At 62.0% G+C, this 4099-nt stretch carries 4 protein-coding genes; 3 read left to right on the plus strand and 1 reads right to left on the minus strand.

All coding sequences use genetic code 11. The annotated features are described in order from the left end of the window. On the minus strand, nucleotides 1–243 hold a 243-nt coding region (locus WBF74_RS12605), incomplete at its 3' end, for a hypothetical protein (RefSeq protein ID WP_424440441.1). A 199-nt stretch (nucleotides 244–442) separates the two neighbouring features. On the opposite strand from WBF74_RS12605, the gene WBF74_RS12610 reads away from it, so the two are divergent. The 3 genes from WBF74_RS12610 to WBF74_RS12620 form a co-directional block, all read left to right on the plus strand. After that, nucleotides 443–853 carry a c-type cytochrome gene (locus WBF74_RS12610; protein WP_424440443.1) on the plus strand — a complete coding sequence of 137 codons (411 nt, stop codon included), beginning with the start codon at nucleotides 443–445 and terminating at the stop codon, nucleotides 851–853. Nucleotides 854–1066: 213 nt separating this feature from the next. Next, nucleotides 1067–3328: a CHASE2 domain-containing protein gene (locus WBF74_RS12615; protein ID WP_424440445.1), complete on the plus strand. Its 2262-nt coding sequence runs from the start codon at nucleotides 1067–1069 to the stop codon at nucleotides 3326–3328. A 105-nt stretch (nucleotides 3329–3433) separates the two neighbouring features. Beyond that, a partial coding sequence (locus tag WBF74_RS12620) for a dipeptide epimerase (protein WP_424440447.1) occupies nucleotides 3434–4099 on the plus strand: 666 nt, incomplete at its 3' end.

Genomic DNA, 4099 nt, shown 5'->3' on the forward strand with positions numbered 1-4099 from the left:
GTTTAGAATGGTGGCAGCGGCAGTATCAAAGCGCGAAATGCCGGAGAGATCGATGATTGCCTGATGGGCCGCGATCGAATCCGCAGTCAGCGCGCGCAGCCTGCGGTCAACAGGATCGAGATGGGCAATGCGCCATTCGCCCGACGCTTCGATACGAAGCAGACGGCTCTCAATGCCGATATGGCATGTCGCAGCTTCCCCCGCCTCGCCCTCTCCCGCGCTTCTTTGCGTCGCTCCGGCCAAAATTCCCCCGATTTCCGCCGTAAAAAGCCTGCTCAATATTGTTGAGGCTCAATGTGCCCGTCCCCGCCGCTTACGGCAAGCGCAAGCCGCGCCAGTCTGTCGCACTTCCTTCCCTTTCAATGTATTTAGAATAGATTTTTAGGCAGACGCGTGATCCTTCACCATTGCTGAAGGCGCCTGATTTCAAGGGAGAGAGAAAATGCGTGCAATGTGGAAAGGTTTCCTCGGGCTGGCTGTTGCCATGACGATGACGTCTGGCGTCGCGCTTGCGCATGAGCACGAGGATGGCGACCCCGCAAAGGGCGCCAAGATCTTCGCCCGTTGCAAGGCGTGTCACACGGTTGAGGCCGGCGGCCCGGATCGCATTGGCCCGAACCTGCATGGCGTGTTCGGTCGTACGGCAGGCACGAAGGACGGCTTCAATTTCTCCAAGGCCATGGTCGCTAAGGGCGAGGAAGGCCTCGTCTGGTCCGAAAAGACCCTGTTCGAATATCTCCACAAGCCGAGTGCCATGGTACCCGGCACCAGCATGTCCTTCCCCGGCATCAAGAAGGACGATGATGTGAAAGACCTCATCGCCTATCTGAAGCAAGAAACAGGCGCCGAGTAGGATTTGCCCTTGCCCGGAAACGAGGGTTTCCGGGCAGTTCCCCCGTCTCACCTCACCCCCAGCCCTTACCCCCGTTCCCCGCTGTGGAACGGAAGCTGCAATATGCGTAGCAGGGGCGCGTCGCCTGTTCAGGAAAGGGACAGAAGCGCGCCAGAGGGTCAAAATGGGGCAATCCCCGCGCGAAAGAGGTTTCGCGCTGGCGAGTAGTGAGACATGAATCCGACACCTGCATTCCGCAGACTTTCCGCGATCCTGCCCGGCCTTGTGCTGGTGCTGAGCCTCGCTGTGTCGATCTACAACCCCGCAGGCACCGGCATCATCCTTCAGGATCTGGTTTTCGATGCCTATCAGCGCTTCCTGCCGCGCGAAACCGCAGCCGATGGCCCGCGCGCCATCTATATCGATATCGATGCGGAAACCGCGAAGGCCTATGGCTCCTGGCCCTGGCCGCGCAAAAGGCTGGATGATCTGGTGGCCCGCGTCGCAGAGGCAGGCGCAAGCGCCATCGTGATCGACATGCCGCTTGCCGATCCCGATCCGACCTCTGCTTCCGAATTGCTGCGCCTCTGGGCGCCCTTCCCGGCTGAGGATAATTTTGCGGGCTTCGGCCAGGCGCTGACCGCGCTTCCGAACCTTGACCGCCAGCTTGCAAACCGGCTCGCCACGACGGGCTCCGTTCTCTCTTTCGTGCCCGGCAAGACAGATTTCAGCGGCCGCCATGCGCCGATTGCCAAGGCAGCCATTACGCCGAAGGGCGGAGATCCGCGCCACCACATGCCTGCGCACAATAACTGGCGGACAACGCTCACCACCTTCGAAGCACAGGCAAAGGGCAATGGCGCGACGCTGGAAGCGCGCGCTGGCGGCGGCAGGGTGCGCAGCCTTCCGCTCCTCGTCAATCTTGATGGCACGCTCTATCCCTCAAACGCGCTTGAGGCGCTGCGCGTTGCCGCAAATGGCAGCGCCTATGAGGTGAGCGTCGTTGCGCCGATGAACGGCTTCTCCTTTGAGATCGAGCCGGGCATCGAAAAGATCGCCATTGCCGGTACGGGATATGAAGCCCGCACCTTCCGCAATGGCGACCTCCGGCTCTATTTCGGCAACGAGACGACACGCCCGCGCATTCCCGCAGGACAAATTCTGGCGAACACGGCAGATACCGCTCTGCTCGAAGGGCGCATCGCGGTGATCGGTGTGTCGGTGAACGGCTCCGATCATCTTTACGACACACCGCTCGGCATCCGCATGGCCTCAGGCGCCATTGCAGCCAATGCCATCGACCAGATCGCAAACGGACAATATCTCCTGCGTCCGGGCTGGGTCTCGGCAGCGGAACAGCTTTTCATTCTCGTCGCGGGCCTTCTCGTCATTCTCGTCGTGCGTCGCTTCCGCGCGCGCTGGGGCCTTGTGCTGACAGCACTTGTCATTGCCGGCGCTTTCTATGCCTCCTGGTGGTGCTTCGAAACCTATCGCTGGCTCATTGATCCCGCCCTAGCGAGTGTCACCCTGCTTGCAGCCGCACTCACCTGCGCGCTGATGACGCGACTGCACACGGAAGATGAAATTCGCTTTGTGGAAACACAGTTCGGCCGCCGCCTGCCCGCTGCCGGTCTTGCCCGGATCAAGGCGAACCCGCGCCTCATTCAGGCGGAAGGCACGTTGCGCGAGGTGTCCTCCGTTGTGGCGGGCCTGCGCGGCTTCAACATCATCGCCGACCGCTATTTGGAAGACCCGACGGCTTATGCGGATATTCTCAACCGCTTCTTCTCGCCGATGACAAAGATCGTACTCGACCGGAACGGCATGGTGGATCGCAATGTCGGCGACACGCTCTATGCTGTGTGGAACGCGCCTCTTGATGCGGCGGACCATGCCTCGAAGGCGTGTGACGCGGCGCTGCGCATGGTGGAGAACCTTGAGGCGCTGAACGAGTTTCTCGAAGAGGATGCACGCCGCCAGCATCTGAGCCATGTGCCGCTCAGCCTCTCGATCGGCATTGATACGGGTACGGCCATCACCGGGAACATGGGTGCCGTGCAGCGCTTCGACTATGGCGTGCTGGGCGAACCGGTGAGTTTTGCGGCCTATCTCCAGAAGAATGCCCGCCATTACGGCCCGGCCATCATTGTCGGCGAAGGCACGCAGCGCGCCGTGGGCAACCGCTATGCGCTGCTGGAAATCGACCTCGTTTCCACGCCCCGCCACCCGGAAGGCCGCCGCGTCTATGCCCTGCTGGGCGACCCTATCATGCGTGCCAATCCGAAGTTCCGTGCGCTGCAGGAAGCACATGTGCTGATCTTCGCCGCCTATCGCCAGCAGCGCTGGGCCGAAGCCCGCGCCGCCATCGCCGAATGCCGCAAGCTCAATGGTGCGATCCCGACGCTTTACGATTTCTATGAGGCGCGCATCGCGCAATATGAGGCAAATCCGCCCGGCGAGCACTGGAACGGCTCCTGGTTCGCGGGGCGAATCTGATCCGGCGTGGCGCCAGTCCCGAAATGAGACTTGGTGCCTGCCCACATAAACGCCATTATCGGGCGGCAGTCTTCCTCGACTTTGGCCACCCGAGACCTGCCCTCCATGCGCGACCTCTCTGTTGAAACCCAATCCTGGCCCATTGCGGGTGCCTTCACCATTTCCCGTGGCGCAAAGACAGAAGCCCGTGTCGTGGTGGCGCGCATCAGCGATAGCGGGCTGACGGGACAGGCCGAATGCGTGCCCTATGCGCGCTATGGCGAGACGGAAGCGGATGTTGTCGCCGCTATCAAATCCATTGCTCCTGCCCTTGCGGACGGGATGACGCGCGAGCAACTGCAACGCATCATGCCGCGCGGTGCCGCGCGCAATGCGGTTGATTGCGCGCTGTGGGATCTCGAAGCAAAGCAAAGTGGCAAGCCAGTCTGGGAACTGGCGGGCCTCACCGCGCCCCGCGCCCTCACCACCGCCTATACGCTAAGCCTTGGCGAGCCGGAGGCGATGCGCGACGCAGCAAAAGAAGTTGCGCACCGCCCTCTCCTCAAGATCAAGCTCGGCTTTGGCGGCGATGAAGATATTGCCCGCGTGGAAGCCGTGCGCGCCGGTGCGCCTCATTCCGCGCTGATCGTCGATGCTAATGAAGGCTGGCGAGCCGAGGAAGTCCTGCCCCTTGCCCATGAGTCCGCCCGCCTTGGCGTATCGCTGATCGAACAGCCCGGTCCGGCCAAGGATGACGAGGCGCTGCGCGGCATTGACAGCCCGGTGCCGCTC

The organism is Parvibaculum sp. (genome assembly GCF_049672805.1).
Taxonomy (GTDB): Bacteria; Pseudomonadota; Alphaproteobacteria; order Parvibaculales; family Parvibaculaceae; genus Parvibaculum.

What these genes read in the sequence shown, in the direction of transcription:
- WBF74_RS12615 (WP_424440445.1), top strand. Translation starts at nt 1,067, where the DNA reads ATGAATCCGACACCTGCATTCCGCAGACTTTCCGCGATCCTGCCCGGC.
- WBF74_RS12610 (WP_424440443.1), top strand. Translation starts at nt 443, where the DNA reads ATGCGTGCAATGTGGAAAGGTTTCCTCGGGCTGGCTGTTGCCATGACG.